Raw genomic sequence first — 23,340 nt, 5'->3', positions numbered from 1 at the left:
GGCAAAAATGCAGACAATAGAAGTCCAACTGTTATCCTTTCTGCTCGCGTTCGCCGTCTCCCTCTGCGGATGCCCGCCAGCACTTTCTACACCGCTCAAAGGGGAGGAGAAGTTTACCTTTGAAACCTGGAGCAAACAGAAAGCGGACCGCTACCGCGGTTCCTTTTCCGTGCCGGAAAACGGGAACAAGAAACAGAGCCGTGCCATTCCCATCAAATATGTGCGCTTCCCGGCAACGGGTGAACAAGCCGGTGCGTCCATCGTCTATCTCGCCGGCGGCCCCGGTGGTTCCGGGATTGCGGCGGTAAACTACCGCTTCGGCATGTTTATGGCCCTGCGCGAGTATGGCGACGTCATCGCCTTGGACCAGCGAGGCACAGGCGCATCTGACGTTCTGCCGACATGCCGCTCCGGACAGGCCATCCCATCCACAATCCCGGTGTCCGATCGCCGTTATATCGAATACCACCGCGAAGCACTGCGGGAGTGCCTGGCCTTCTGGCGCGAAAGTGGCGTCGATCTCGCCGGTTACAATACCGTCGAAAATGCCCGCGACCTGGATGCGCTGCGCCGACATCTCGGTGCCGGGAAAATCGTACTCTGGGGCACTTCCTACGGCAGCCACCTGGCCCTGGCGGCGTTAAAGGAGATGGAAGACAGGATCGAAAAAGTGATTATCTCCAGCGCCGAGGGGCTGCATCAGGCGGTCAGGCTCCCCGCCCGCACCGACGCCTATCTGGAGCGCTTGCAGACTGCGATCAACAGCCAGCCCGCTGCAAGGGAAGCCTATCCCGATATCGAGGACCTGATGCGTCGTGTACACCGCAAGCTGGATAGAGAGCCGCTGCCGATGCAAATGACCCGGAGGGATGGCAGCAGAGTCGATTACCTGTTGCAGCGGCGGGATATGCAGCTGATCGCGTCGAGCTTTATTGCCGACCCGAAAAGCGCCGCCAGGTTGCTGGATTTCTACCGCACCCTGGGTCGAGGTGGCAAACCCGATTTCGCTACGGTGCCCGCGCGCTACTTCCCGGATGCGTTTCTAAAACCGGGCGAGCCGATCTCCATGGACGCCATGCCAACGGCCATGGATATCGCCTCCGGCATAGACGCAAACCGCAAGGCCAAAATTGCCAGGCAGGCCGGATCGTCGCTGTTGAAAGACTACCTCAATTTTTCCTACCACTACGATGGCATAGCGCCGGAGCTGGATCTGGGCCAAAGCTTCCGCACAGCACCGGCAAGCGATGTCCCGGTACTGCTGTTGAGCGGCACCCTGGATGGAAGGACCACTCTCGAGAGCCAGAGAAAGGCGGTATCCGGGCTCACCGAGCTGACAGGCGTCACGGTGGAAAACGCCGGCCACAACCTGTTTATGGCATCCACTGAAGTCCAGCAGGTTATCGATCGATTTATGGAAAGCCGACCGATAAAAAAGACCAGCATCACAGTCAGCCTGCCGAATATGGCACCGCTGAATGAGTGAATGTCACCCGGCTGGGCCTGGAAAACCACAAAAAAGGAAACTCTCGTGATAAAAAGAAAATGGCTGCTGCTTCCGGTGGCGTCGCTGATGCTGTTACTGGCCTGGCTGCTGTGGCCCGTCTACCAGTTCTTCGCCTACAGCAAGGGCGCCGTGCCGCTGCCGCCGCTCGGCTGGCTGGAAATGCCGCCGGAGGCGCCGTCCGTACAGGAACTGCGCGATCCAGTGTACGCGGAGGCCGCCAGTCTTTCGCTGCGGGCGATTGAAAAACACCGGCAGAAAATAGCATCTCCGGCCATCGGTGCCGCGGTGGCACAGTGCGGAAAAGTCGTCTGGGCTGGCGCTGCCGGTTGGGAGAATGTCGAATCGAAAACGCCGGCCACCCCGGCGACGCGCTTTCGTATCGGCAGCACCTCGAAAGCCCTGACCGCCACGGCGCTGGCGCGCCTGGTGCAATCCGGTCGCATGCAACTGGATACCCCCATCTCCGAATACCTGCAGCCGCTGCCCAACCCGGCCTGGGAAAAGCTCACACCGCGCCAGCTGGCCTCGCATATGGCGGGCATGCCGGAGTACAAGGAGAATCGCGACTGGGATGGTCTCTATCACACACTGGCGCTGCGCAAGCACTACGACAATATGGTGGATGCGCTGGAGGTTTTCGACGAAACTCCGCTGGTTAACAAGCCGGGCACGGAATTTCACTACAGCACTTTCGATACGGTGCTGCTCGGTGCAACTATCGGTGCAGTGGAACAGCAGAGTTACCTGCAGGTGCTGCGCAAACAGGTATTCGAGCCAGCGGGCATGAGCGCCACCATCGTCGCGCCGGTGGGCGGTGACAGCAGAAACCGTATCGCCACGCCCTACAGAAGCAACCGCCAGCCCGGCGACGCGCACCGGCTGCGCCCCTGGCGGGATGTGGATCTGAGCCACCGGCTGCCCGGCGGCGGTTTTGTGTCGACGCCGACCGAGCTGGTGCAATTCGGCAGTCTCTATTTCGATGACGACTACCTGGCGCCGGAGGTTCGCGCACAGTTCTGGACGCCGCAGAAAACCGCCAGCGGCGACATAAATCCACAGAAATACGCGCTCGGCTGGCGCATTGCCCAACTGGAAGTGCCGGGTGTCGGTGCAGTGCCCAATGCCAATCACGGCGGTGTTTCCCGCGGTGGCCAGAGCTGGCTGATGCTGATGCCGGATTACAAGATGGCGATCGCGGTGAATATCAACCGCAAAACCGGGGTCTTCTGGGATTTTGGCCGCATCTCAGAGCGGATTGCGGCCGAATTTATCCGCGCGGGCGGTGGAAGCTGCACCGGTACGGCGGCGCTATCGGACACCGGACCGTCGCCGCAACGCCGACCGGAAAGAGTGGCCAAGCGGGCGGTGGCGAGACTATAAATAACGGAAATCTATCGATTACTGGAAATACGCGCGCGGAGAAAACTGCCATGGCTCGCCACATCTTCGGGCCGCTGCTTGTCGCTGCACTTTTCGCACTGCACGCGACGGCGCAAATCCCGGACGACGAATACCGCACCGTCAAACAGCGGGCGCTCCAGGTCGCCGCCGACCATCTCGATGTGAGCGCCGCAGAGTTACAGTTGCTCGACCTACAGCCTGCACAGTGGCAGGATTCCAGCCTTGGCTGCCCGAAACCCGGGCGCCGCTACCTGCCCTCGATCGAGTCCGGCTACAGGGCGGTGGTCCAGTACGACAAGCAACAGTACCGGGTTCATCTTGGCGAGAATGAAGGTGTTGTCTGCACGGGGGTCGTGCGCAAAGGCCCATAAGTGGGCCGAGCGCAAAATTCTGTAACAGCTCGCTGCGCCAAAACGCCCATCTGCGTTGGGAAAGCTCGAAATAGAACCAGCGGGATATCGATGGGAAAAAAGATCCCCCCGCCTGGAGGGGATCTTCATAGGGCGGGTTACTGGGTGTCGATCATGACTTCCGTCTGCGCGAAGGGCGCACCGCCGTCGCTGTGCTCCAGTATGCCCAGCGCGCGGGTGTCTGGACTCAAATCAAACCAGTTCACTGTAACAGTACCGCTGCCGCCCGGATTGGAGTTTTCTGGGGCATCGATTGCTGTATTGCCCGTGTCTTCATTGCCAATGGCATAATTGAACAGTGTATAGGGCGTCGCTCCAGCTGCAGTGGCAAAGTCCTTGACAACGACTTTGTACTGCCCGGGTGGCGGATTGGCTATGTCGATCGACTCCTCTGAAGTCGGTGAGCCGCTCGCACCAATCAAGACAAAATCAGAGTCGAGCTGATAAAGAAGCTCCATATCTATATCGTCTGACCCGTCGCCTGCACCTACGTTTTCATCGTAAAGAGCCAGCCTCAGCAGATTTTTACCCGGTGCAAGTTCAAAGAAGATTTCATCTTTCGAGCCGTCTTCCACTGCACTTACTGTGGTTTGGGCTTCGACCAGCCCGGCTATGGAAACCTCATAGGGGCCTTCATATCCAAAATCCACGTTGAAGCTCAGGGAGCCATCCGTTCCGCTGGACTGCAATTGACCCGGCGCCGCCATGGGTGTCGGATTGACCGCGATGGGACTGCGCACCTGGATAAAGTTACCAAAAGACTTCCAGGTAAGGGCGCCGAAGCTCCACTCGCCGAAGGTGGTATCGGCCGTTGTCGAGAAGGTAATCCGATACGTCGCCGATTCGCCTTCCGCGAGCCGGATGACCGCCGGAGATACGGAAACATCAATGCCTGCCGGTGCGTCAACCGATGCCCAGAAATGATGGGTTCCCGGCAATACGCTGGTAACAGTGCGTGTCACGGTCTGGGTTCCGATCAGTGAACCGATGCCGATTGAAGACAGATTGAGATCGCTGGGATCAAGGGAATATCCGGCTTCTTCCAGAGACGCACAGAGAGAGGGATCGAAGGGCGGGGACTGGCGTTCGGCGCCACAGAAGAAGGCCAGGTAATCGTAAAAGCCTGCGTTATAAACCAGCCCGGGAACCATTGCGCCTCCCGGCTCGATGGCTCCGGCCCCCATATCGAACGGATCCGCCGCTTCCGGACCGAAGGATTTCTGCAGGTCGGCGCGCGCGGTAGTCATCAGTGCCGACTTGGCCATTGCCGGAGTCCAGTCCGGGTGCGCCTGTTTCAGCAGAGCCATCACGCCGGCGACGTGCGGGCTGGCCATGGAGGTGCCGCTCAGGGCCGCGAACAGGTTGCCGCCGCTGGAGACCGGCGATGTTCCGGCGATGATTCCGACACCGGGCGCCGCCACATCCGGTTTGATGATATCCGGTGCGCCGGCATTGGCGCCGCGGGATGAGAAGCCGGTTACGCGATCCTCGCGCGGAACCTGAATCTCGGGACTCAGTGTGCCGGCGGTATCGGTGGTGGAGGCGATCAATTCACCGTCCGGATGGCGGATCATGATGCCCGGAATAGTGGTCTCCGGCGCCGACATTACAATCGGGTCTATGCGGTCCGCTGCGGTGCCGTCGTTATAGACGACGATGGCACGGGCGCCGGCCGCGGCGGCATAGTCATACTTCTCGGTGAAAGAGCAGGCGCCACGGATGACCAGTGCGATCTGCCCCTCAATGGCCGATGCATTGGTCAGCGTGCTGCAGGCCTCCAGTGGTTCTGCTGCCACCACGTCGCTGGAAATGGCGCCGCTATCGGCCAGCGTGACCGGACCGCTGCCTTCCTGGCCCTCGTAAATGGTTGCTACTTCGGCGGGCACATCCAGCTGCAGGCCGGTGCCGAAGTTCTGATTGTCCTCGGCGGCAGCCACGGAGGTAACCCAGGGAGCGCCGGATGGTGTGCCGATGGTCTCGGATCCCGGGCCGCTGTTGCCGCCGGAAACGGAGACGAAGACCCCGGCGTCGGCGGCGTACAGGAATGCCAGGTCGTCGGGACCGGTAAAGGCGGTGCTGCTGCCGCCGACGGAAAAGTTTATTACGTCGACACCGTCGGCCACCGCCTGGTCGATGGCGGCCATGGAGTCCGACGAGAAGCAGCCGCTGTCATCCGGATCGGGCGCATCCCAGCAGACCTTGTAAACGGCCAGTCGTGCCCGCGGCGCCATGCCGCTGACGGTGCCGCCGAGAGAGGACTCGACGCCGTAGTTGCCGGCGGCGGTGGTGGCGGTGTGGGTCCCGTGACCGTCGGCGTCGCGGGCGGACAGGAACTCGTAGTCCGCCAGGGTGTTCAGGCTGAGAAAGGATTCCGAGAAGGATTCGGCCTTGAGCAGCTTATTGTTACAGTCGAAGGGTGCGTCGTCCGGATTGAACGCGGTATTGCCGAAATCGCAACCCGCGCCGGTAAAGTCCTCTGGTGCCGGACCGTAGGGCATCTTGCGGCCGCGATTGCCGCGCTTGCGCGTCGGCATATCGACGACGCTCGGGTGTTCCGGGTGGATGCCGCTGTCGATGACGCCGACCACCACGTCCTCGCCAGTGAAACCCCACAGCCAGGGCCCGAAAACACCGGTCAGGCCAAGAAAATCCGGTGTGGAATCGGTCTGCGGCTTGAGCAGCTCATCTTCCCACACGCCGAGCACGTCCTTGCGCGCGCGCAACTGCTCCGCCTGCTTGCCGGTAATCTGTGCAGCGAAACCGTTAAAAACCACCTCGTAGTCGTGGATTTTGCGCGCCCCGGAAATGGAAGAGAGCACCTCGTTGCGGCGCGAGCGGAGAAATGCCGAATAGCCGCGAAACTCGGCACTCTGCGGATCTATACGGCCGCTGGCGCGCGGCTGGGCGGCGGCCAGGCTTGGCAGTTGCGCGCGATAAGCGGCGAGAGGTTTCTCGGCCAGCTGCACGATATAGATTTTCCGCTCCTTGTGGAGATCGGGTACCGGTGCGGGATCCGCCGCACTGGCGAAAGACAGTAGTAGCCCCGCGATCAGCGAGGAAATGGCTGTAAACTTCATAAAGATATGTCCCGTTGTAGTTATTGGGTTTTCAGGAACGGAAGCGATCAAAGGAGGGGAGCCGCCAGTAATGGGATTCGGTGAAGCCCGTTGGCAGCGTGTAGCAGGTCTGGTCCTTCAAACCTTCCTTGTCCGAATTTTATCTACTAAAAAACAGAAAAATTCGGACTAACCTTCCTGTTCTTCGCTTTTACTGCAGGGGGGCGTGCAAATCAATCCGTTGGCGCGACAATGATTTTCTTGTTGATTTTCCGGGAGGCCGGGGGAGAAAAGGGTAAACAGAGAGCCTGAAAAAAGAAGGGGAGCCGTCGGCTCCCCCTGTGAAAGCGGCGGTCAGGCGACGGCGGCGTCCCGCTCCCGCTCAACGGCGAGGGAGAACGGAGGATGCGCCTGCACGCGGGCGATCATCTGCCGGGTGCTGTCGCCCAGTGCTATTTCCACCGGAAAGTGCTGATTCCAGTCGGCGTAGACCGCCAGCATCATATCCACTGCGGTGGGCGTGTCGCCGAAAATAAAGGGTTTGTCCCGCAGCCTCTCCTCGACGCTATCCCACAGTGCCGACAGGCGTGCGGCACCCTTGTCGAACACCTCTTTCCTGGCGGCATCGCCCTCGAGTCCCAGCTTGGCGAAAAACAGCAGGCTGTAGGCCGGGTGGAGGGTCGCGTTGGCAAACAGCAGCCACTGGTAAAACTCGGACCGCTGGCGGGAATCGTCCGGCAGCGTGGGGCTGCGGTGTTTTTCCAACAGGTGCAGCACTATGGCGCTACCTTCGCGTAGCACCAGGTCGCCGTCCACCAGTACCGGCACCTGGTTGGTCGGGTTGAGCTGGCGGAAGTCGGCGGCGGAATCCCGCGGGATCAGTTCCACCGGTTGCTCCAGTTCGTTGAGCAGCGCGTGGACGGCGCGGGAACAGGCGCCGGGCATATAGTAGAGCTTGTACATGGGATTTACTCCTCGGTGGTTTCCGGGTCGGGTGAATTGGTATGCAGCGTACTGTCGGCAATCAGTGACGCCATCAGCTCAGCCGCGCGGCGGTGGCGTGACAGGCCGGCGATCTGGCCCGCGGCCATGGTGGCGAAGTCGGCGCTACCGCGGTCGACGGAGGCCTTTGCCAGCGGCCGCGTCAACGACAGTTGTAACGGGTAGGACAGGGCCGGGTCCGGCCACTGATCTGCGGATTCGGTCAGGCGGTTGCGGATATAGCGCGCCAGGCGGCCGGAAACGGCGCGGGTAAGTACCGTGTCACATCCCTCGGGATCCCGCAGCAGGGAGCGGTGCAGAGTACTTGCGCCGGATTCATCGCAGCCCAGGAAGGCGGTACCAACCTGCGCGGCGTCCGCCCCTAGCGCAAAGGCGGCGGCCACACCGCGGCCGTCGCCGATACCTCCGGCGGCAATCACCGGGATCGAAACTGCATCGCGAACCCGCGGCAGCAGGGCAAAGGTGCTCAGCAGCGAGCTCGGCTGCGGCTCCTCGAGGAAGGCGGGGCGGTGGCCGCCGGCCTCCAGTCCGGAGGCCACCACCATATTGACGCCGGCGTCTTCCAGCGCCCGCGCCTCGGCAACACAGGTGGCTGCGCCCAGGGTGACGATACCGCGCTCGGCGCAGCGGTCCAGGATAGATCGTTCGGGAATGCCGAACACGAAACTGAAGACCGCGGGCCGCGCCTCCAACAGCGCTTCCACCTGTTCGTTGAAATCGTGCAGCGGGTTGCCGGCGCTTGCCGGCGGCGACAGGTCGAGCTGCTCGAATAGGGGCTTCAATTGTTGCAGGTAGGCGGTCTCGCGGGATTCATCCATCGGCCGGCCCCACTCGGCCGATCGCGGCACCCACAGGTTCAGGTTGAAAGGCCGCTCGCTGCGGCGGCGGATATCCGCTGCCAGTGCGAGTATCTGCTCTCCGGACAGGTGGTGCGCGCCGTAGGCGCCGAGGCCGCCGGCGTTGGAAACCGCCGCCGCCAGCTCGGCGCTGGAGTGGCCGCTGCCGAAAGGTCCCTGAAAAATCGGCTGCTGAATTCCCAGCGCTCGGGTAACGGGATTGTTTTCCCACATGGTGTTGCTGACCCCTGCTTGTGTGATTCGGGAAGGAGTCTAGCCATGAAGGTTACCAAAGTATACTAGAGGATAGTTGGTAACTAAAATTAGGGGTTACTGCAAGGTAACCATGTGATTGGCAGGTAACCTGAAGAGAACGCCGGTACAATCCCTGTCTCCAGCCAGCGAATAGGTAATGCCATGCTGCCGCGCAGAAAAAATCCCGTTGAGGCGCCGCCGCCGGCCTGTCCCATCGGCGAGTGCATGAAAGTGATAGGCGGCGCCTGGACACCGAATATCATCTGGTTCCTGAGCCGGCGCCCGCGGCGTTTCAGTGAATTGAAGGAAGATATCCACGGCATTTCTGCCAAGATGCTGACCACGCGCCTCAAACAACTGGAATCCCGCGGCGTGGTCATACGCGAGGTCATGCCCACATCGCCGCCCAGTGTCGAATACCGCCTGACCGAACTGGGGGCGGAACTGAAGCCGGCGATCGAGGCGATAGTGCGGGTGGGGCATCGGTTGAAGGAGCGGGGGTGAGGGGTCTCAGCCCTGGGGCCGCAGGACATATCGGCACTGGCGGGCGATAAGACTATTGTCTCGGCTGGCTGGTGTGCGGGGCGGCAATGGATATTTCCCGGTATTCGAGCCTCTGGCTATCACCCCTGCAACAGGTAATCTGCAAATGCCGCCAGATCATCGAAGACGGCCGTATCTGCCAGCCGCTCATCCGGCTCGTCGATCAGTTGCTGCAGGGTATCGCTGCCGCAGCCGGTTTTTACCAGTGCCGGTTTGCAACCCTTGGCCAGCGCCACCTGCAGGTCCTTGAGCCGGTCGCCGACCATATAGCAGCCGTGGAGGCTGGTATCGAATTCCGCCTCGATCACGTCCAGCAGCCCGGTCCTGGGCTTGCGGCAGCGGCAGTTGTCGGCGTCGCCGTGGGGGCAGTAGAAGATGCCGGCCACTTCGCCGCCGGCGTCTTCCACCAGTGTGCGCAGTCTGGCGTGGATGGCTTCCAGGTCGTCGAGATCGAGCAGGCCCAGGGCCAGGCCGTCCTGGTTGGTGGCGATCGCCAGCTGGTAGCCGGCGCGGCTCAAGTCCGCCATGGCTTCGATGCTGCCGGGTACGGGCACCCATTCGTCCAGGCTGGTGATATGGTCACTCGTCTGCTGGTTGATGACGCCGTCGCGGTCGAGAACGATGATTGCCATTAAGTTTTTACACCACCTGTTTGCGCTTGTGCTTCCGTTTGCTTACAAGGATTCTCGGGAGTTGACGATACCTACGCCGTACTGGCTAATAGCTTTTTCTTTCAGGGATTTCAACAGCAATCTTACCTTTTCACCAGACTCTCTCGTGCTCCTCAAAAATTTCGGGGTATTGCGATTGTGAGAGGGAAAAGACTGTCCTATAGCAATAAGCGGCTATTTATTCTTAAGTATGTTGTTTGTGTACAGATCTTCAACCGGGAAAATCATTGTATAGTCGTCCCAGTTTAAGTTGCCGTCAATTATTTCAAAATCCAGAAAAGCGGATTCAGACTTGTATTTTTCGTAGTCGGGGTGCCCGACAGAAAAAATAAATGGTGCAAAATCGACAATCTGCTTATAACCGTCAGAGAACTCGATCTCCAGTATATGAGACTTGAGGTGTTTTGCGGATTCAACCGAAATTTCTGACATTTTTAACTCGCTGCGTGATTACTTTGGGAGCTATTGGCTGCTTCCTTACAAAGTAAGCAACCCACTTTTCTACTATCTCTTCCGCATAAACGTTCACGAACTCTTCAAATTCCTTTCGTTTCTTGGTGTCTAACCCCCGCCCCTTATCCTTAATAATGATTTCTTTAATTTTTCCATGAAAAAAATGTATTTCGGCTTTACTCTCCCGGCCTTCGTGTTTGGCATGAACGTGAATAGGTTCATGCTCATTGCTGTAGAAGAAAAGTGTTATTTCGAGATACTGGTAGAGTTTTGGCATTACATTTCCTTATGTATCGTCGCTAAGTTGATGTGCGTAACAGAGCAGGCTGTAGCGGGAGCTTACTTGAAAGTCCCCGCCACAGCAGTTTACTTTCTCTATCTCGCCGGCGCCAGCAGCGAGATATCCGCCACCTCGAGGAACAGATCCCGCAACTGTGCCAGTAGCGCCAGGCGGTTGTTGCGGAGTTTTTCGTCATCGGCCATGACCATTACCCGGTCGAAGAAGTTGTCGACGGTTTCCCGCAGTCCGGCGAGCCCGGCCAGGCCCTCAGTATAGAGGGCGTCTGCGTACAGGGGGTCCACCTGTTGCCGGGCGTCCTTCACCGCCGCATGCAGTGCCTTTTCCGCGTCTTCCTGCAGCAGGCTCTCGTCCACTTCGGTGGGCGCCGGGCCGTCCAGTTTGGCGAGGATATTCGACACGCGCTTGTTGGCCGCGGCCAGGGCCGCCGCTTCCGGCAGCTGGCTGAAGGTGTGCACCGCGTGTACGCGGTTGTCGATATCCAGCGGGTGCGACAGTTTGCGCGCGGCCACTGCCATAAACACCTCGGCGGAAATGCCTTGATCTTCGTAGCGGGCGCGGAAGCGCTCGAGGATATAGTTGAGCGCCTCGTCGACCACGCTGTTGTACTCGCCCAGTGCGGTACGCGGGTAGTTGTCGCGGGCCTGCTCCAGCAAGTGGCGCAGGTCCAGGTCGAGCTTTTTCTCCACCAGGATGCGAATGATCCCCAGGCTGGCGCGGCGCAGGGCGAAGGGATCGCGGGAGCCGCTGGGCGGCTGGCCGATGCCGAAGATACCCACCAGCGTATCGAGACGATCCGCCAGCGCGATGACGGTACCGGTATCGCTGGTCGGAAGCTGGTCGCCGGCGAATTTGGGCATGTACTGCTCGTACATGGACTTGGCCACTTCCAGCGGTTCCTTGTCGTTCTCCGCGTAGTAGTAGCCGGCGATGCCCTGCATGTCGGCGAATTCGAACACCATCTCGGTGACCAGGTCCGATTTGCACAGTCTGGCGGCGCGTTCGGCCCAGTCCGGGTTGGCGCCGGTGCGTTCGGCGATCTTCGGTGCCAGTGTCGCCAGGCGCTCGGTCTTGTCGTAGACGGTGCCCAGGTGTTTCTGGAATATCACCTGCTTGAGCTTTTCCCGGCGCGCTTCCAGGCCGGTTTTCTTGTCGGTATCGAAAAAGAAGGCGGCGTCGGCGAGCCGCGGGCGGATCACCCGCTCGTTGCCCCGGATCACCTGCACCGGGTCGGTGCTCTCGATATTGGAGACGGTGACAAAGAAGGGCATCAACTGGCCATCGCCGTCCACCACGTGGAAATACTTCTGGTGCTCCTTCATCGACGAGATCAGCGCCTCGGCGGGCACGTCCAGGAAGCGCTCCTCGAAGCGACCGGTCAGTGCCACCGGCCACTCCACCAGCGCGGTGACCTCGTCCAGCAGGTCGTCGTCGATCACCGCCTCGCCGTTGACGTTGTTGGCTTCAAAGGTGACCTGCTCGCGGATGATTTCGCGGCGCTCGGCGAAATCGACCACCACGTAACCCGGCTCGCGCAACTTCTGCACATAGTCCTGCGCCGAGTGGATTTCCAGCTCGCGGTTGCAGTGGAAGCGGTGGCCGCGGCTGGTATTGCCGGCCTTCAGGCCCAGTACCTCGGCGTCGACCACGCTGTTGCCGAACAGCATCAGCAGCCAGTGTACCGGGCGCACGAATTCCTCGCGGGAATCGCCCCAGCGCATACGCTTCGGAATCGGCAGTTTGGCCAACGCGTGGCTGACAATATCGCCAAGCAGGCGCGTGGTTTCAGCGCCTTTCTGCTCGCTGACGAATGCCAGCCGCTCGCCCTTGTCGGTGTCCCTGTGCTCGAGCTGGTCGATGGTGACACCGTTGCTGCGCGCGAAGCCTTCGGCGGCCTTGCTGGGGTTGCCGTCACTATCGAAGGCGGCCTTGACGGCCGGGCCCAGTTTTTCGATCTGTTTGTCGTCCTGCTTGTCGGCCAGGCCGGACACGGCCACCGCCAGGCGTCGCGGTGCGGCGTAGGCTTTCACTGCGCCGTATGCCAGCTCCGCGCCTTTGAGTCCCTGTTCGATACCCTCGGCGAAGGCGGTCGTCAGGGTGTGCAATGCTTTGGGGGGCAGCTCTTCGGTGCCCAGCTCTACCAGAAAATCCTGAGCCATTACTTCTCTCCCCCCTCTAAGGATTCGACCAGATTCATTTCATTGCGAATGTGTTCTGCAGCCAGCGGGAAGCCGAGGCTGCGGCGCGCGTCGTAGTAGGCCTGGGCCACGGCGCGGGCCAGGGTGCGCACGCGCAGGATATAGCGCTGGCGCTCGGTCACGGAGATGGCGTGGCGCGCGTCCAGCATATTGAAGGCGTGGGAGGCTTTCATCACCTGTTCGTAGGCGGGCAGCGGCAGGCCCAGCTCGATCAGGCGGGCGCTCTCGCGCTCGCAGTGGTCGAAGGTGGCGAACAGGAATTCCACGTCCGCGTGCTCGAAGTTGTATTGGGACATCTCCACCTCGTTCTGGTGGAAGACGTCGCCGTAGGTGACCGGGCTGCCGTCCGGGTTGCGGGTCCAGATCAGGTCATAGATGGACTCGACGCCCTGCAGGTACATGGCGATGCGCTCCAGGCCGTAGGTGATCTCGCCGGTGACCGGGAAGCACTCCAGGCCGCCCGCCTGCTGGAAGTAGGTGAACTGCGTCACCTCCATGCCGTTCAGCCACACCTCCCAGCCCAGGCCCCAGGCGCCCAGGGTGGGGGACTCCCAGTTGTCCTCGACAAAGCGGATATCGTGCACCGCCGGGTCCACACCCATGGCGCGCAGGCTGTCCAGGTAGAGGTCCTGGATGTTGTCCGGCGACGGCTTCATCACCACCTGGTACTGATAGTAGTGCTGCAGGCGGTTGGGGTTGTCGCCGTAGCGGCCGTCGGTGGGGCGGCGACAGGGCTGCACGTAGGCCGCGTTCCAGGTCTCGGGGCCGATGGCGCGCAGGAAGGTGGCCGGGTGGAAGGTGCCGGCGCCCACTTCCATATCCAGAGGCTGTAGAATGACACACCCCTGGCGCGCCCAGTAGTCCTGCAGGGCAAAGATCAATCCCTGGAAGGTGCTGAGGTCGTATTGCTTGGACACCGCGTTCTCCGGATAGCTTGTGTTCGAACCGCACCGCCCCGTCGGGTGGCTGCGGGCAAAGGGTCGCAATTATAGCGGCAGCGGGTGGCGCACTAAAGGCGCCGCGGCCGTCTGGGCCCCATACTTTGAAGGCGGGACCGGCTGTCCCGCAAATCCCGCATTGGATTCAGTCATTGGGAAGTAGTTGCATTGGATATAAAAGGTTGGCTGGCCGCCTCGTCGCTGAAGCTGGTCGGTAAACTCCCGTTGCGCTGGTCGCGCCGGCTGGGCTGGATCGTCGGCAAGGTCGCGGTCTGGACCCGCGGCGACAGCCTGCGCCTCAGCCGTATCAACCTGGCGCTGTGCTATCCGGGCATGGATCCGGCGGAGCGCGAGCGCCTGGCGCGGCGCAGTGTGGTCAGTACTGCCATGACCGGCTGCGAGGTCGCCACCCTGTGGCGCCAGCCCTGGAGCCGCAGCGAGGATCGCATTGTGCGGGTGCGCAACCAGCAGTTGCTATGTGAGGAGATCGGCGACGATCGCGGCGTACTGGTGCTGATGCCCCACACCGGCAATTGGGAGATCTTCGGCATGTACCTGGCGACCCTGGGGCCGTCGACGGCCCTCTATGCGCCGCCGAAAATCGCCGCGCTGGACCCGATTATCCGCGCCGGCCGCGAGGCCACCGGCGCGCGCATGGTGCCCACCAATATGCACGGTGTGCGCGCGCTGCTGAAGGCGCTGAAATCCGGCGGTATCGCCATGGTACTGCCAGACCAGGAACCGGATATGGGCGGCGACTTCGCGCCCTTCTTCGGCAAGCCGGCGCTGACCATGACCCTGGCCCACAACCTGCTGCAGCGCACCGGCTGCCGCTGTGTGTTCGGCTTTGGCAAGCGGGTGGAAGACGGTTTCGAGCTGGTGTTCCTGCCGGCGGAAAAGGCGATCTACAGCGGTGAGACCAAAGTGTCCCTGGCGGCCATGAACCGCGGTGTGGAAGCCTGCATCGCCGAGGCGTCGGAGCAGTACCAGTGGGAGTACAAGCGTTTCAGGAAGCAGCCGGAAGGCAGGAGCCGTATTTACCGGAAGAGTTGATCAGGACTGTGGCAACCCGTTGTCGCGCCAGACCGGCTGCAGGGGCTGCAATCGATCCACCTGCCGCGCGATGGTGAAAAGTGTCGGGCACTCCCGGGCAAACCAATCGCGCTGCGGCCGCCAGGAGCTCATTACGGCAATGAAGACATCCAGCGCCGTCATTGCCCCACCGCAGAGCCAGGGACCTTCCAGTTCCGCTTCCAGCTGGCGCCACAGCTGTTGCCGGCGCCGCTCGGTGGAATCGTACAGCGACTGCGCGCCCTCGCGATCTGCCACAAAGCGCTCGGGGTGGTCGCTGTAGGTAAAAGTGGGGTAGACCGCGGCCACCAGCCAGATCAGGTGGCGCAGGAACTGGTTGCGGCGCGGGTCGCCGGCCGATGGTACCAGGCCGGAATCGGGAAACCCGTCGCCCAGCCACAGGGTGATGGCGGCGGTCTCGGTGAGCACCTCGCCGCCCGGCAGGCGCAGAGCGGGAATTTCCCCCAGCGGGTTTACCGCCAGCAATTCATCATCGGGCAGTTCCTCCCAGGAAAAATAACGGACCTTGCAATCCACTCCCGCGAGAGCAAACAGCGCCTCGATGATTGCGGAGCCGCCACCTTTGGCGGCGTAGAGAGTCGGTTGTTCGGCCATCCGGTACGGTCTCCACTATTGCCACTCCCTGTAAGGACTGACTCTGGCAGAAAAAATCGGCTCTGACTATTCCACAAAGGTGCCGGTTGCGGGGTTGGCCTCCCGTTTCAGTGTCGCCAGAAGGCCGGGGTCAGCAATACCAGCAGGGTGAAGATTTCCAGGCGACCCATCAGCATCGCCAGGACCAGGAACCACTTGGCCACTTCGTTGACCGAGCCGTAGTGAGCGGCGGCCTCGCCCAGGGCGGGACCGATATTGCTCAGGCAGGAGGCAACGGTGGAAAATGACGTCACGAAATTCTCCCCGGTAGCCATCACGATCACCGTCAGCACGAAAAACGACAGGATATAGACGGCGAAAAACCCCCACACGGCGTCGGTGACCCGCTCCGGCACTATCTTGCGGTTGACCTTGATCGGCACCACGGCGTTGGAGTGTACCAGGCGATTCAACTCGCGCAGGCCGGATTTCAGGATCAGCATGCCGCGCACTGCCTTGATGCCGCCGGAAGTAGAGCCGGCACAGGCGCCGAGAATACCCAGCATCAGCAGTACATAGGGCAGAAAAGCCGGCCAGGCATAGAAGCTCTCCGAGGCAAAGCCGGCGGTGGTTCCGATAGACACCACCTGGAAAAAGCCGTGCAGGAAGCTGCCGGTGGGGGTAAAGGTGCCCAGGTACCAGAGGTAGCAGCTGATCAGCAATGCCGCGGACAGGGTCAGGATTACATAGAAGCGGAACTCGGAGTCGCGCCAGTAGTGGGACAGGCCGCGACTGCGAAAGGCGATGAAGTGCAAACCGAAGTTGATTGCCGCGGTAAACATGAACACGATACAGATGGCCATGATCGCGTGGTTGTTGGCGTAGAAACCCATGCTGGCATCGTGGGTGGAGAAGCCGCCGTTGGCGACGGTGGAAAAGGCGTGGCCCACGGCGTCGAACGCGGTCATGCCGGCCCACCAGTAACCCAGGCCACAGAGCAGGGTGAGAGTGATATAGATCACGAACAGTGCGCGCGCGGTTTCGGCGATGCGCGGTGTCAGTTTGGTATCTTTTACCGGTCCGGGAATTTCCGCCTTGTAGAGCTGCATGCCGCCGATCCCCAGCATGGGTAGAATTGCCAGCGCGATCACGATCACGCCGATACCGCCGAACCACTGCAACTGCTGGCGGTAGTAGAGAATGGCTGGCGGCAGATCGTCGAGCCCGGTAATTACCGTGGCGCCGGTGGTGGTCAGCCCGGAGATGGACTCGAAGATGGAATCGGTGATACCCAGCGCCGGGTATGGGCTGATGATCAGCGGCAGGGCACCGAAGCTGCCCAGTACCAGCCAGAACAGGGAGGTCACCACAAAGCCGTCGCGGGTGCGCAGCTCCTGGCGCAGGTCGTGTACCGGCAACCACATGAACAGGCCGGTAACCAGCGTGATCACGAAAGCGGCGGTAAAGGCGGTGTGGGTGCCGTCCTCATACCACAGGGACACGGCGATCGGCGGCAGTTGCGTGAGGCTGAACACCGTCAGTAAGATTCCGAAAATTCGCGCAATTACCGCTATTCGCATCGGTGCCGTCTAGCCCGCTGTTGTTAAAGAGATTGTTGTAGCGCGGGGGTTGCCCCGCTGTGCTCCGTAAGCTGATCCGGGACGATCCTGCGCCCGTAAGATGATTCAGAGCGGCCCTGCTNGCGCGGGGGTTGCCCCGCTGTGCTCCGTAAGCTGATCCGGGACGATCCTGCGCCCGTAAGATGATTCAGAGCGGCCCTGCTGCCGGTGGCTGTTTGCTCAACAGCCTCATCGGCACAAATCGGCAGGACCGCCGATTTGGATGCCGCAGGCGCCCGAAGGGCGAGGGACATGGATGTCCCGAGTCAATCGTTTTTCAAACAGCCACCGGCAGCAGGGCCTTCACATCTGGCCCCGATATTCTTTTCCAGCCGTAGGGTACGCTGTGCGCACCATGGATCCATGCCGTTTGCCGGGCGGTGCGCACAGCGCACCCCACTGAAAGTCCCGAGCGCCCGGTCTTTAGAAAAAACTGAACCCCACTTGGAACAACTGCTCCACGTGCCGCGTATGGCGGCGATCCACCAGGAACACGATCACGTGATCATTGGTTTCCACCACCACATCGTCGTGGGCGATCAGCACCTGGCTGCCACCGTCGGTTTCGCGCACGATGGCGCCGATGGCCGCGCCCTCCGGCAGGTCGATATCCTCGATCTTTTTGCCCACCACCTTGGAGGTGCGGCTGTCGCCGTGGGCGATCACCTCGATGGCTTCCGCGGCGCCGCGGCGCAGTGAGTGCACATTGACCATGTCGCCGCGGCGCACGTGGGTCAGCAGGCTGCCGATGGTGTTCTGCTGTGGCGAGATGGCGATATCGATTTCGCCGCCCTGTACCAGGTCGACATAGGCGCGGTTGTTGATCAGTGTCATGACCTTGCGCGCGCCCAGGCGCTTGGCCAGCAGCGACGACATGATGTTGGCCTCGTCGTCGTTGGTCAGCGCCAGGAACACATCGGTGTCCTCGATATTCTCTTCCAGCAGCAGGTCCTGCTCCGAGGCGCTGCCGTGCAGCACGATGCTGTTGGACAGCTCTTCCGATAGGAAGACGCAGCGCTCGTGGCTCTGCTCGATGATTTTGATTGAGTAGCGCTGCTCCAGCTTGCGTGCCAGGCGCAGGCCGATGTTGCCGCCGCCGGCGATGGTGACGCGTTTGTAGCCCTGTTCGAGCCGGCGGAGTTCGCTCATCACCGCGCGGATATCCGCGCGCGCGGCGATGAAGAAGACTTCGTCGCCGGCCTCGATCACCGTGTCCCCCTGGGGAATAATCGGGCTGTTGCGGCGATAGATGGCCGCCACGCGGGTGTCCACCTTGGGCATATGCTGGCGCAGGTAGCTCAATTGGTGCCCCACCAGTGGACCGCCCTGGATGGCGCGCACCGCCACCAGCTGTACGCGGCCGTGGGCGAAATCCAGTACCTGCAATGCGCCCGGGTACTCCATCAGCCGCGCGATATATTCCGATACCAGCTGCTCCGGGCTGATCAGTACGTCGATGGGGATGGCCTGGGTGTCGAACAGCTGCGGGTATTTGAGATAGGAGGCGGAACGGATACGCGCGATCTTGGTGGGCACGCGAAACAGCGAGTGGGCGATCTGGCAGGCCGCCATATTGGTTTCGTCGTTGTTGGTGACCGCCACCAGGATATCCGCGTCCTCGATGCCGGCGTCCAGCAGTACATCCGGGTGGGATGCCTGGCCGATAACCACGCCGATATCGATGCGGTCGCGCAGTTCGCGCAGCGTTTTCTCGGCGGTGTCCACCAGCACAATATCATTGCGCTCCGAGGCCAGGCTTTCCGCCAGTGAACCGCCTACCTGGCCGGCGCCGAGAATGACAATTTTCATAAGCGTTTACAGCCGGTTTTTTATTCTGGCCGAAGAAGTTGGGCGGTGCGCACGGCGCACCCTACGACTTTTGCAGCAGAGCGTAGTAGAAACCGTCCCCACCATCGGTCTGTGGGAACAGCTGCATACCCGCCGCCTGTGGCTCTCCCCAAGGCTCCCCGCCCAGCAATTGCGGCGTATTGTCGCGCGCATCCCCGGTCTCCGCAACGAAGCGTGCCACTACCTCGGTGTTTTCCGCCGGCAGGATGGAGCAGGTGGCGTACAGCAGGCTGCCGCCGGGCTTCAACAGCCGCCACTGGGCGCGCAGTATTCGCGCCTGCAACTCCGCCAGTTGGGCGATATCTTCCTCGCGTCGCAGCAGCTTGATATCCGGATTGCGGCGGATCACGCCGGTGGCGGAGCAGGGTGCGTCCAGCAGGATCCGGTCGAAGGGCTCGCCGTCCCACCAGGCGTCGACCTCCGCGGCGTCGGCGCAGACCAGTTCCGCCTCCGCGCCGATCCTAGAGAGATTCCCGGCCACCCGATCGAGCCGCTGCTCGTCGATATCCAGTGCGCTCAGGGCGATATCCGGCTGCTGCTCCAGCAGGTGGCCGCTCTTGCCGCCGGGTGCGGCGCAGGCGTCCAGCACCCGCTCGCCGGCCTGCGGCGCCAGCAGCAGTGCGGCCAGTTGCGCGGACTCGTCCTGTACGCTCACCAGTCCCTCGGCGAAGCCCGGCAACTCGCCCACCGCGCGGGCCTCGGCCAGCTGGATGCCCACCGGCGAGATACGGCAGGCGCCGGCGTCGATACCGGCATCGGCCAGCAGTTGCAGGTAGGTATCGCGGCCGGTTCTGGCGGCGTTGATCCGCAGGGTCATGGGCGGATTGGTGTTGTTGGCGCGGAAGATATCGGCGGCGCGCGCGGGCCAGGCGGCCTTGATCCGCCGCTGCAGCCAGGCCGGGTGCATGGAGCTGAACTGCGGGTTGCCGGACAGCTTGCGCTGCAGCTGTTCGCGGCTGCGCTGGGCATTGCGCAGCACGCCGTTGATCAGGCCGGTGGCGCGGTCCAGTTCCAGCGCGCGCGCGGCGTTGACGGTGGCGGAAATGGCGGCGTGATCGGGAATGCGGGTGTATTCCAGTTGGTAGAGGCCCAGCAGGATCAGCGCCCGCACGCGCCGGTCCGCGGGTGGCTTGCGCAGCAGTTTTTCCGCCAGCAGTTGCAGTCGCGGCGCGGTGCGCGCACCGCCGTAGCAGAGTTCCCGCAGCAGGCCGCGGTCGCGCTCGGTGACACTGTCCTCGGCGCGCGGCAGCAGCCGCGCCAGGGAGCCCCGCTGTTCCAGCAGATCGCCCAGTACCTGCGCCGCTTCCGCGCGCACATCTTCACTCATCTATTCACCGCCCAGTTGCACGCCGGGGGCGAACTGCGCCCGGTAACCTTTGAGGATTTCCGCCGCCGGCAGGGCCTTTTTGCCCGGCAGTTGCAGAAGTTGCAGGCGCAGGGCGCCGCGGCCGCAGGCCACCAGGATGCCCTCGTCGCCGGCGGCGAGGACGGTGCCCGGCGCGCCGTCGCCGCTTTCCAGTTGTGCGCTGTAGACGCGCAGGCGCTGCTTACCCTTTTTGTCTTCGTAGCTGGTCCAACAGACCGGGAATGGATTGAAGGCGCGGATCCGGCGTTCCAGTTCCTCCGCCGGGCGGCTCCAGTCGAGTTGGGCCTCCCCCTTGCTGATCTTGCCGGCGTAGGTGGCCCGGGTGTCGTCCTGGGGGTGCGGTTCGGCGGTGCCGTCGGCCAGTTGCGCCACGGCGTCGAGCAGTGCCGGCCCGCCCAGCGCGGCGAGTTTGTCGTGCAGGCTGCCACCGGTGTCGTCGGCATCGATCGGACAGCGGCACTCCACCAGCACCGGGCCGGTATCCAGGCCCGCCGCCATCTGCATGATGGCGACGCCGCTGTCGGCGTCGCCGACCTCGATGGCGCGCTGGATGGGCGCGGCGCCGCGCCAGCGCGGCAGCAGCGAGGCGTGTACATTCACGCAGCCCAGCCGCGGTGTATCCAGCACCGCCTGCGGCAGTATCAGGCCGTAGGCCACCACCACCATCAGGTCCGCGCCCAGCGCCTGCAGTTCTGCCTGCGCGGATTCGTCGCGCAGGCTTTCGGGCTGGTAAACGGGGAGTTCGTGCGCCAGCGCCAGCTGCTTGACCGGACTGGCCAGCAGTTTCTTGCCGCGCCCGGCGGGCCTGTCCGGCTGGCTGTAGACGGCGATTACCCGGTGCGGGCTGTCGAGCAGCGCCTGCAGGTGCACGGCGGCAAAGTCCGGCGTGCCGGCAAAGACGATATTCAGTGGCTGGGTCATAGGCTCGAAATAAAAAAGCCGCCGGGGGAGGCCGGCGGCGGGGTATTTTCCGGTGCGGGGCGCGCGTCAGGCGCGCTTGCGCTGGGCTTTCTCCAATTTGGAGCGGATGCGGTTGCGCTTCAGCGGCGACACATAGTCCACGAACAGCTTGCCGTTCAGATGGTCCACCTCGTGCTGGATGCACACCGCCAGCAGGCCCTCGGCCTCCATGGCGAAGGTTTCACCTTCGCGGTCCAGCGCCTTGACACGCACCTTGCGCGGGCGTTCCACCGTCTCGTAGAAGCCGGGGACCGACAGGCAGCCCTCGTCGTACTGGTGGATCTCCTCGTCCAGCACCTCGATTTCGGGGTTGATGAACGCCAGCGGTTCGCTCTGGTCTTCGGAGACGTCGATCACGACGATGCGCTTGTGCACGTTCACCTGGGTGGCCGCCAGGCCCACGCCGGGGGCCTCGTACATGGTTTCGAACATGTCGTCCACCAGCTGGCGCAGTTCGTCGGTCACTTTGTCGACCGGTTTGGCGACTTCGCGCAGACGCGGATCGGGGAATTCAAGTATCTCGAGTTTGGCCATAACACCTGTGACAAACTTCTAGTAATCGTGGAACTTGCGCTGATAACATAATGATCGCGCTCGATATTTGCCGATTTTGGAGTCTTATTTTCTACTGACGCCTGCGTCAGACTCCAGCCACACCCGCCATTGCGCGGCGGCACAGCGGCCCGGCGCTGTGAATTATAGCGATAAAGAGCCCAAGCGATAGCGACTATAAAGCATAGGAATGCTTCCATGAAAAAAATAATCCTGGCCGCGGCCGTATTACTGGCGGCGACCTTCGGCATCCAGGCACAGGATCAGGTGCGCCTCAATCCCGACCACCCGGATGTCTATGTGGTCCAGAAGGGCGATACCCTCTGGGATATCTCCGGGCAGTTTCTCGCCCAGCCCTGGTACTGGCCGGAAATCTGGCAGGTAAACCCGCAGGTCGAGAACCCCCACCTGATCTATCCCGGCGACCGCCTGCGCCTGGTGTACGTGGACGGCGAGCCGCAGATCCAGCTTGAGCGGGGCCCCGACGCCTACAAGCTGAGCCCGGCGGCGAACGGCAGCCTGCGCCCGCGCGTGCGCCGCGAGGCGGTGGGCGACGCGATTCCGGCGGTGCCGCTGGACGCGATCAACGCCTTCCTGTCCCGCACCCGCATCGTCGGGCCGGACGCCTTCCGCGGTACGCCCTACGTGATTTCCGGCGACGACCAGCGCATCCTCATGGGCGCCGGCGAGAAGATCTACGCCCGCGGCGATTTCAGCGAGCCGCTGGCCTCCTATGGTATCTACCGCCCGGGCGAGGTGTACACCGATCCCTACACCGGCGAGGTGCTGGGTATGCAAGCGCTGGATGTGGGCAACGCGGATCTCTACCAGCTGGATCCGGACAACCGCGAGGACTTTTCCGTCGCCACCATGCAGGTGACCCGCACCTCCCGCGAGATCCGCCTCGAAGACCGCCTGTTGCCGGTGGAGGAGCGCTCCATCGCCGCGCTCTTCCAGCCCGGGGCGCCGCCGGGGCCAGTGGAGGGGGTCATCATGGGCGTGGAAGAGGGCGTCACCCAGATCGCCAAGTTCGATGTGGTGGCCGTCAACCGTGGCGCCCGCGAGGGCCTGCAGCCGGGCCATGTACTGGCCATCTACAAGCGCGGTGCCACCGTGCGCGATCGCATCGAGCGCGATACCGTGAAACTGCCGGACGAGCGCGCCGGCGTGATGATGGTGTTCCGCACCTTCGAGAAAATGAGCCTGGCGCTGATACTGGAAGCGGACCGCCCGCTGGAAGTCATGGACCTGGTTCGCAACCCCTGACAGATAGCTTCCCTCTCCCACGGGAGAGGGGCCGGGGGAGAGGGCGCCCCCCTCGCCCCCGCACTCCAATCACAACTTAACCGGTAACCGCATGGATGCGCTCACCGCCACACTGGCCCTGCTGAGACTGGAAGGCCTGGGCCCCGCCCGCTACTGGCAGTTGCTGGAACACTTCGGCGACGCCGCCGCCGGCCTGCAGTCTTTTCCCGAACCCCTACTGCGCAAACTGCCCGAACGGGCGCAGTCCCGGTGGCTCGACTTCGAGCGCCGCGGCCATCGCAGCGAACTGTGGCAGTGGGCCGAAGCGGAGCGCGCCCGCTGTGCCGATGCCGGCGTGCGGTTGCTGCACGCCGGCACCGACGACTATCCGGAACTGCTGGCACAGATCTCGCGCCCGCCCCCGGTCCTCTACCTGCGCGGCCGCGCGGAGGCGCTGCACCTGCCGCAGATCGCCGTGGTGGGCGCGCGCCGCGCCAGCCGCGCGGGGCTCGAAAAC

The 23,340-nt window shown here is 62.5% G+C and carries 21 protein-coding genes; 7 read left to right on the top strand and 14 right to left on the bottom strand.

From position 1 onward, the window contains the following. The first annotated feature begins 7 nt into the window (after positions 1-7). Genes OQE62_RS02175 through OQE62_RS02165 form a run of 3 tightly spaced genes read left to right on the top strand, consistent with a single transcriptional unit; the run spans position 8 to position 3,279 of the window. Positions 8-1,486: an alpha/beta hydrolase gene (locus OQE62_RS02175; protein ID WP_265720350.1), complete on the top strand. Its 1,479-nt coding sequence runs from the start codon at positions 8-10 to the stop codon at positions 1,484-1,486. 45 nt (positions 1,487-1,531) lie between these two features. Next, the gene (locus OQE62_RS02170) at positions 1,532-2,887 is read left to right on the top strand and encodes a serine hydrolase domain-containing protein (protein WP_265720349.1); all 1,356 of its coding nucleotides are present in this window, start codon (positions 1,532-1,534) and stop codon (positions 2,885-2,887) included. A 50-nt stretch (positions 2,888-2,937) separates the two neighbouring features. After that, positions 2,938-3,279 (top strand): hypothetical protein, encoded by a 342-nt coding sequence (locus OQE62_RS02165; RefSeq protein WP_265720348.1) that lies wholly within the window; start codon positions 2,938-2,940, stop codon positions 3,277-3,279. A 137-nt stretch (positions 3,280-3,416) separates the two neighbouring features. Here OQE62_RS02165 and OQE62_RS02160 read toward each other — a convergent pair whose 3' ends face one another. From OQE62_RS02160 to OQE62_RS02150, 3 genes are all read right to left on the bottom strand, one after another. After that, a complete protein-coding gene (locus tag OQE62_RS02160) occupies positions 3,417-6,395 on the bottom strand; it encodes a S8 family serine peptidase (RefSeq protein WP_265720347.1) in 2,979 nt (992 codons plus the stop codon). Between the two features lie 333 nt (positions 6,396-6,728). Beyond that, positions 6,729-7,337 carry a glutathione S-transferase family protein gene (locus OQE62_RS02155; protein ID WP_265720346.1) on the bottom strand — a complete coding sequence of 203 codons (609 nt, stop codon included), beginning with the start codon at positions 7,335-7,337 and terminating at the stop codon, positions 6,729-6,731. A gap of 5 nt (positions 7,338-7,342) precedes the next feature. Then, positions 7,343-8,446: an NAD(P)H-dependent flavin oxidoreductase gene (locus OQE62_RS02150; protein ID WP_265720345.1), complete on the bottom strand. Its 1,104-nt coding sequence runs from the start codon at positions 8,444-8,446 to the stop codon at positions 7,343-7,345. A 183-nt stretch (positions 8,447-8,629) separates the two neighbouring features. On the opposite strand from OQE62_RS02150, the gene OQE62_RS02145 reads away from it, so the two are divergent. Further along, positions 8,630-8,971 carry a winged helix-turn-helix transcriptional regulator gene (locus OQE62_RS02145; RefSeq protein WP_265720344.1) on the top strand — a complete coding sequence of 114 codons (342 nt, stop codon included), beginning with the start codon at positions 8,630-8,632 and terminating at the stop codon, positions 8,969-8,971. 119 nt (positions 8,972-9,090) lie between these two features. Here the strand turns inward: OQE62_RS02145 and gmhB are convergent, their stop codons facing one another. From gmhB to glyQ, 5 genes are all read right to left on the bottom strand, one after another. Then, positions 9,091-9,642, bottom strand: coding sequence for a D-glycero-beta-D-manno-heptose 1,7-bisphosphate 7-phosphatase (gene gmhB / locus OQE62_RS02140; RefSeq protein ID WP_265720343.1), 552 nt, complete (start codon positions 9,640-9,642; stop codon positions 9,091-9,093). 213 nt (positions 9,643-9,855) lie between these two features. Further along, positions 9,856-10,113: a DUF2442 domain-containing protein gene (locus OQE62_RS02135; protein WP_265720342.1), complete on the bottom strand. Its 258-nt coding sequence runs from the start codon at positions 10,111-10,113 to the stop codon at positions 9,856-9,858. After that, the gene (locus OQE62_RS02130; RefSeq protein WP_265720341.1) at positions 10,094-10,411 is read right to left on the bottom strand and encodes a DUF4160 domain-containing protein; all 318 of its coding nucleotides are present in this window, start codon (positions 10,409-10,411) and stop codon (positions 10,094-10,096) included. The genes OQE62_RS02135 and OQE62_RS02130 overlap by 20 nt, the downstream gene beginning before the upstream one ends. A 98-nt stretch (positions 10,412-10,509) precedes the next feature. Then, the gene (glyS, locus tag OQE62_RS02125) at positions 10,510-12,591 is read right to left on the bottom strand and encodes a glycine--tRNA ligase subunit beta (RefSeq protein ID WP_265720340.1); all 2,082 of its coding nucleotides are present in this window, start codon (positions 12,589-12,591) and stop codon (positions 10,510-10,512) included. Further along, positions 12,591-13,547: a glycine--tRNA ligase subunit alpha gene (gene glyQ / locus OQE62_RS02120; RefSeq protein ID WP_265720339.1), complete on the bottom strand. Its 957-nt coding sequence runs from the start codon at positions 13,545-13,547 to the stop codon at positions 12,591-12,593. Before glyQ ends, glyS begins: the two co-directional genes overlap by 1 nt. 189 nt (positions 13,548-13,736) lie before the next feature. Here glyQ and OQE62_RS02115 point away from each other — a divergent pair, with 189 nt between their 5' ends. Then, positions 13,737-14,621, top strand: a complete 885-nt coding sequence (locus tag OQE62_RS02115) for a lysophospholipid acyltransferase family protein (protein WP_265720338.1) — start codon at positions 13,737-13,739, stop codon at positions 14,619-14,621. Here the strand turns inward: OQE62_RS02115 and OQE62_RS02110 are convergent, their stop codons facing one another. From OQE62_RS02110 to def, 6 genes are all read right to left on the bottom strand, one after another. Beyond that, a complete protein-coding gene (locus OQE62_RS02110) occupies positions 14,622-15,254 on the bottom strand; it encodes a glutathione S-transferase family protein (RefSeq protein WP_265720337.1) in 633 nt (210 codons plus the stop codon). Positions 15,255-15,361: 107 nt separating this feature from the next. Next, entirely contained in the window at positions 15,362-16,813 is a 1,452-nt protein-coding gene (locus tag OQE62_RS02105; protein ID WP_265720336.1) for a TrkH family potassium uptake protein, read from the bottom strand. Between the two features lie 462 nt (positions 16,814-17,275). Then, the gene (trkA, locus tag OQE62_RS02100; protein WP_265720335.1) at positions 17,276-18,661 is read right to left on the bottom strand and encodes a Trk system potassium transporter TrkA; all 1,386 of its coding nucleotides are present in this window, start codon (positions 18,659-18,661) and stop codon (positions 17,276-17,278) included. Positions 18,662-18,722: 61 nt separating this feature from the next. Next, positions 18,723-20,027, bottom strand: a complete 1,305-nt coding sequence (gene rsmB, locus OQE62_RS02095) for a 16S rRNA (cytosine(967)-C(5))-methyltransferase RsmB (protein ID WP_265720334.1) — start codon at positions 20,025-20,027, stop codon at positions 18,723-18,725. After that, complete coding sequence (fmt, locus tag OQE62_RS02090; protein WP_265720333.1) at positions 20,028-20,987, bottom strand: methionyl-tRNA formyltransferase; 960 nt, start codon at positions 20,985-20,987, stop codon at positions 20,028-20,030. Positions 20,988-21,053: 66 nt separating this feature from the next. After that, positions 21,054-21,560 (bottom strand): peptide deformylase, encoded by a 507-nt coding sequence (gene def / locus OQE62_RS02085; protein ID WP_265720332.1) that lies wholly within the window; start codon positions 21,558-21,560, stop codon positions 21,054-21,056. A gap of 216 nt (positions 21,561-21,776) precedes the next feature. On the opposite strand from def, the gene OQE62_RS02080 reads away from it, so the two are divergent. Both OQE62_RS02080 and OQE62_RS02075 read left to right on the top strand, forming a co-directional pair. Continuing rightward, complete coding sequence (locus OQE62_RS02080) at positions 21,777-22,844, top strand: LysM peptidoglycan-binding domain-containing protein (RefSeq protein ID WP_265720331.1); 1,068 nt, start codon at positions 21,777-21,779, stop codon at positions 22,842-22,844. Positions 22,845-22,935: 91 nt separating this feature from the next. Continuing rightward, on the top strand, positions 22,936-23,340 hold a 405-nt coding region (locus OQE62_RS02075), incomplete at its 3' end, for a DNA-processing protein DprA (RefSeq protein ID WP_265720330.1).

This window comes from Microbulbifer halophilus, assembly GCF_026183675.1.
GTDB classification, from domain to species: Bacteria; Pseudomonadota; Gammaproteobacteria; order Pseudomonadales; family Cellvibrionaceae; genus Microbulbifer; species Microbulbifer halophilus.
The sequence above is the reverse complement of the archived record's forward strand: the minus strand, read 5'-3'. Positions and strand labels throughout refer to the sequence as shown.